5 protein-coding genes and 1 pseudogene are annotated in these 5,277 nt (G+C 62.3%); 2 read left to right on the plus strand and 4 right to left on the minus strand.

Going from position 1 to position 5,277, the window contains the following annotated elements:
- Positions 1–137 precede the first annotated feature (137 nt).
- Entirely contained in the window at positions 138–1,136 is a 999-nt protein-coding gene (locus CINSTRO3249_RS12430) for a FecCD family ABC transporter permease (RefSeq protein WP_074013514.1), read from the plus strand.
- Between the two features lie 46 nt (positions 1,137–1,182).
- Positions 1,183–1,918, plus strand: a pseudogene (locus CINSTRO3249_RS12435) (heme ABC transporter ATP-binding protein).
- A gap of 212 nt (positions 1,919–2,130) precedes the next feature.
- On the opposite strand, the gene CINSTRO3249_RS12440 reads toward CINSTRO3249_RS12435, so the two are convergent.
- From CINSTRO3249_RS12440 to CINSTRO3249_RS12455, 4 genes are all read right to left on the minus strand, one after another.
- Positions 2,131–2,982, minus strand: coding sequence for an oxidoreductase (locus tag CINSTRO3249_RS12440; protein WP_074013515.1), 852 nt, complete (start codon positions 2,980–2,982; stop codon positions 2,131–2,133).
- Positions 2,983–3,027: 45 nt separating this feature from the next.
- Positions 3,028–4,056: an iron-containing alcohol dehydrogenase family protein gene (locus tag CINSTRO3249_RS12445; protein WP_217265397.1), complete on the minus strand. Its 1,029-nt coding sequence runs from the start codon at positions 4,054–4,056 to the stop codon at positions 3,028–3,030.
- Positions 4,057–4,139: 83 nt separating this feature from the next.
- Positions 4,140–5,027 (minus strand): TonB-dependent receptor domain-containing protein, encoded by an 888-nt coding sequence (locus CINSTRO3249_RS12450; RefSeq protein WP_256381673.1) that lies wholly within the window; start codon positions 5,025–5,027, stop codon positions 4,140–4,142.
- A 21-nt stretch (positions 5,028–5,048) separates the two neighbouring features.
- A partial coding sequence (locus tag CINSTRO3249_RS12455) for an integrase core domain-containing protein (protein WP_143146879.1) occupies positions 5,049–5,277 on the minus strand: 229 nt, incomplete at its 5' end.

A 5,277-nucleotide genomic window follows, 5' to 3' on the forward strand; every position in this document is an offset into this window, starting at 1 on the left:
TCATATGCTGTTTAACCAGCGTCTGATATCGGCGGGTAAGGCGAGAGTCAATCCCGCCAACAGATAGGTTGAAATCATTCTGCAAAGTAATAACAGGTATCACGATAAATGTGTAGATACCTATGCCCTGAGGCCCTATGCGTCATAATAAACCTCTGCTTACCTTGGGTGCCATGGCGGCGCTGCTGCTGGTATTGGCCGCCGCCGCGGCCGGCTTCGGCGCCATGCGCCTTACGCTTTACGATGTCTGGCGCAGCCCCGGCGACGGTATGCTCTGGCAAATCTGGTTCCATATCCGGCTGCCGCGGGTCGTGCTGGCGCTGCTGGTGGGCACCGCGCTGGCCCTGTCCGGTGCGGTGATGCAGGGATTGTTTCGCAATCCGCTGGCGGATCCCGGTCTGCTGGGTATCAGCAGCGGCGCGGCGTTGGCGGTCGGTCTGGTGGTGGTGCTGCCCTGGACGCTGCCGCCCATTCTCGCACTGTACTCATCGATGGCGGCGGCCTTTGTCGGCAGTCTGGTGGTCACTTTAGTGATTTTTTCACTCAGCAGTTTTAGCGCCGGTCTGGCACGGCTGCTGCTCGCCGGTATCGCCATCAATGCCTTATGCGGCGCCGCGACCGGCGTGCTATCCTGGCTGAGCAACGATCAACAGTTGCGCCAACTGTCATTATGGGGCATGGGCAGTCTCGGGCAGGCCCAATGGCCGACGGTGGCCGCCGCCGCCTCCCTGATACTGCCGGCGGCGCTGGTGGTGCAGCGTTTATCCACCGCGCTCAATGTGCTGCAGCTCGGTGAGGAGGAAGCGCATTATTTGGGTATTCATGTCAAACGTACTCAGCGGCGTCTGCTGCTGTCGAGCGCGCTGCTGGTGGCGGCGGCGGTGGCGGTCAGCGGCGTTATCGGCTTTGTGGGTCTGGTGGTGCCGCATCTGGTGCGCATGACGCTGGGCGCCGATCACCGCTGGCTTTTGCACGGCGCGGCACTGGCCGGCGCCATTTTGCTGCTACTGGCGGATACGGTCGCGCGTACCGCCGTGGCGCCGGCGGAGATGCCGGTGGGGCTTTTGACCAGTCTGCTGGGCGGGCCGTGGTTTTTGTGGCTTATCCTGCGCAGACGGGAGGCGGCCGGTGTCTGACGCCCTATTGCACGCCGACAATCTCCACTACCGCGCCGGCGGCCGCATGCTGATTGCAGACGTCTCGCTGACGTTGGCGCCGGGAGAAATGGTGGCGCTGATTGGCCCCAACGGTGCCGGGAAATCGACGCTGTTGCGACTGTTGAGCGGCTATCTCAGTCCTCTGCAGGGACGGTGCCGGTTGCAGGGACGTGAGATGGCCGCCTGGCCTGCCGCCCAGCTCGCGCGGCGGCGGGCGGTGATGGCTCAACAAGGCAGCGTGGCGTTTCCTTTCCGGGTCAGCGACGTGTTGGCGATGGCGCGCGCGCCCTGCGCCTTGGTCCGGCACGCCCGAGGCGAGCTTGCTTTCCGAGGTCATGACGTTAACCGGCTGCGAAATGCTGGCGTCGCGAGAGTTTCGCCGGTTGTCCGGCGGCGAGCAGCAGCGGGTCCGGCTGGCAATGGCGCTGGCGCAGCTGTGGCGGCAGGACGGCCCGGCGGGCTGGCTGTTTCTGGATGAGCCCACGTCAGCGCTGGATCTCTATCATCAGCAGTCGCTGTTGCGCCTGCTGTATCAACTTACCCGCACAGGCAAGCTGGCGGTGTGCTGCGTATTACATGATGTGAATCTGGCGGCGTTGTGGGCCGATCGGATACTGCTGTTACAGCAAGGTCGGCTGGTCGCCAGCGGGACGCCGGCAGAGGTGTTAACCGAAGCGCAGTTGAGCGCCTGCTACCAGGCCGATCTCCGGGTGCAGACTCAGGAAGAGGATGGCGTGCCGCAAGTTTACCTGCGGCGGTGACGCGAGCGCACAGCGCCAGGCAAGCCAGGGATGATCAACGCCGGCGATGACAACGCGGCCTCAGAGCAGTCACTTTGCTGCGCATGAGCGCCGCCGCGAGTGCCGGCGCGGCCTCAGCGCGGCAGGCCTGCCACACCCCGGCGCCACCGGGATTGCTAGCGGCCTCAGAGCAGCCTTCGCTGCCAAAAGGCCGCCGGCGCAGCCGCTGCGTATCACTCCTGTTGCGGGTAATCAGCGCCGAGACTGACATCACGCCAGGCTTCTATTTCATCCAACCGCTCGCGTAATTTGCCGGTCACCGTCTCAAAACCCCAGGCACCCAGCAGCAGATGGCGCGGCGGCCGCGCGTGCAGGGTAAGATCAAGCATAGCGTCGGCGGCGCGCACCGGATCGCCGGCCTGCTTACCGCTGTTGGCGGCGGTGGTTTGCATCCGCGCTGCGGCGGTGGCGGCGTAATCCGCAAGGGCGCTTGGCGTTTGGCGCAAGGATCGCCCGGCCCAGTCGGTGCGAAACGGCCCCGGTTCGACGCAGGTGACCTTGATACCCAGCGGCGCGCCTTCCGCCCATAGCGCGTCGGACCAGCCTTCGACGGCATGCTTGCTGGCCGCGTAGTAGCCGGAACTGGGGAAACCCACCAGCGCCGCCACCGAGGTAATATTAATGACATGCCCCTGGCGCTGCGCGCGCATCAGCGGCAGCACCGCGCGGGTCAAGGCAAACAGACCAAACACATTGGTGTCGAACTGCGCGCGGATCTCTTCCTCGACGCCTTCCTCGACGGCGCTTTGGTAGCCGTAACCGGCATTATTGACCAGAACATCGATAGCACCAAACTTGTCGACCGCCGCCTTGACGGCGTTGGCAATCGCCGCCTCATGGGTCACATCCAGCGCCACCGCCAAAGCGCGGTCGGGCGCATTCTGCGTCAACGCCGTGACCTGTTCAACATCGCGAGCGGTGACAACCGCCCGCCAGCCGCGCGCCAGTACGCGTTGCGCCAACTCCCGGCCAAAGCCAGTCGAGCAGCCGGTAATAAACCATACGGGGGTTTTTTCTGCGGACATAGTGTGTCCTCCTGTTGTTTTGGCCATAAACGCTGGCGGACCTTGTTAACGACCCGCGCCAGAAAGGCTATACGCGTCGCACGCGAGTTGCTCCACCCGGCGCAGCGCCGCTGCGATCTGCTCTTCGGTCACGCCGGGCAGCGCCAGCCGAAACGTTTCTTGCTCCCTGGCGGCATAATGCGCCAGCAGCCCGATGGCCTCTTCGGCGGGCGTAGTGATGCCCAGTGTGGCAAAATTATAAGGAAAACCGTTGTGGCGATAAAAAGGCAGTAGCCGCACGACTTCCTGCTCATCGCCGGTGGCGACCAGCTGTACCAGAATGCCGTAAGCGACTTTCATGCCGTGCAGCACCGAATGGGTTTCCGGCAGGTGGCTCATGGCGTTATGGATAGCATGCGCACCGGCCATCCGTCCCGACTCCCCTGCGCAACCGCCCACCATGCCCGCTACGGCAAGGATTGCCTCCACCACGCGCTGAAACGCCGGCGACACCTCCCCCGCCGTCATACTGTCCAACGCCGCCGGCGTATCGCGCAATAAGACGTCTCGACATTCGCGCGCCGCCGCCAGCCCCATACGCACCATGACCGGCAGGGTTTCCGCCGGCTGATGGCGGGTAATGGCTTCCGCTTCATACCATTTCGCCAGCGTATCGCCGATGCCGCCGAGAAAATAATCGCGCGGCGAGGTAATCAGCAACGCCAAATCCACCAGGGTCAGATAGGCGGAACGGTGGTAATAATCCACCGAGCGGAACGCATGATCCGGCCAATAGACTGCCGAGAGCGGCGTAGTGGCCGCGCAGGTGCCGAGCACCGTCGGCAGGGTGATATATTCCACATTCAGCAATTCGGCGGTGCCTTTAGCCGTGTCCAGCGCGCGACCCCCGCCAATGCCAATGAGAACATCCGCGCCGGCCGCCGCTGTCGCCGTTGTTTCCGGCATGGCGCGCTTAAACGCGGCAAGCGACTTTTCGCCGGCAATAATACAAGGTTGCTGAAAATGCTGTAACTTTGGTGCCAGAAAACCCAATGCGCCGGTCTGACAAAGATACTGACCGGGACCACTTCTCACTACCTGACTTAATCGCATGCCATTGCCTTACGCAGGGGCGTTAAATTGACAGTGTAGCACCGGTGAGATGAGCGGTTAAACGGTTATCCCCCGCGATGGCGGCTTTTATCGGCGAACGGAACACCGTAGCGGAACAAGATAAAGTCCCGCACCTGCCCAATATAGGCCGAGACCCAGGCGTCCACGGGCGCAAGCTGCAGATGTGCGCCAATATCAATCTGGGCGGTTTTCTCACGTTTTAGCCGGTAAAAGGCGTCCTGCCCGGCCCCGCGGCCGGCTTTAAGCGTGATAAGTTCCCAGTAATCTAAAAATCGCTCACTCAGTCCGGCGCCGGCATAGGCCATCAACGGCAACGTCTCGGCCTGATGCTCCAGACGAACAAAGGCGGCGGGATACACTTCGCTGCGGCGCTCTGTTCTGCGCGCGCCGTTATACTCCGCCGCGGTATGTTCAAGCCGCATACCGCTTATTAGCGTCTGCGCCGGTTTGAATTGCCAACTGAGCTCCGCAAACAGCCCGCTATCCTGAACTTGGGCGTCCTGCTGCCAATGGCCGCTGCTGTTTCTCCGATGCCAATTGACCTGAATATCCGCCCCGCCCTGCAGCTGTACCTCCTGCCATTGCCAGGTGCCGATACCGCGCCCACCCAGCGTCAGGCGATCGACGTTGCTACGACTGGGGGTCCAATTACCGGACGTGGCGCTGTTTTGGCAGTGCATTCGTCGCGCCCCGCAGCGGGCATGATTGTCCATGACATGATCGGTGTAATGGTACCAGCCCTGCATCTCGACGCTTTCCAGCACCTCGCCCAATGCGTGCTGCTCGAAGCGCAGGCCGACGCTTTCCCGTGCAAAACGGGTGCCGTCCATACCACGCCCGGCATAACGGGCCTTACCATCGCCGCGGCCCACCGTCAGCTCCATCAGGGTATCGGGCGTCGGGGTAAAGCGACTGAATAACCCCGAGTTTATTAGAGAGTAATTTTGGCAATACTACGCCGCTTCCTCTGATGCTAATTGCAAAGCGTAATAGTTCATTTCGGCTTCAGTAGGAGGGATGTAACCCAGCCGCCCGAGCAGCCTTCTGTTGTTGTACCAGTCCACCCAGTCCAGCGTGGCCAACTCCACTTCCGTCCGGTTTTTCCAGCTCCCGCGGTGGATAACCTCCGTTTTGTACAACCCGTTGATACTCTCTGCCATCGCATTATCGTAGGAGTCGCCG

The organism is Candidatus Sodalis sp. SoCistrobi (genome assembly GCF_900143145.1).
GTDB lineage: Bacteria > Pseudomonadota > Gammaproteobacteria > Enterobacterales > Enterobacteriaceae > SoCistrobi.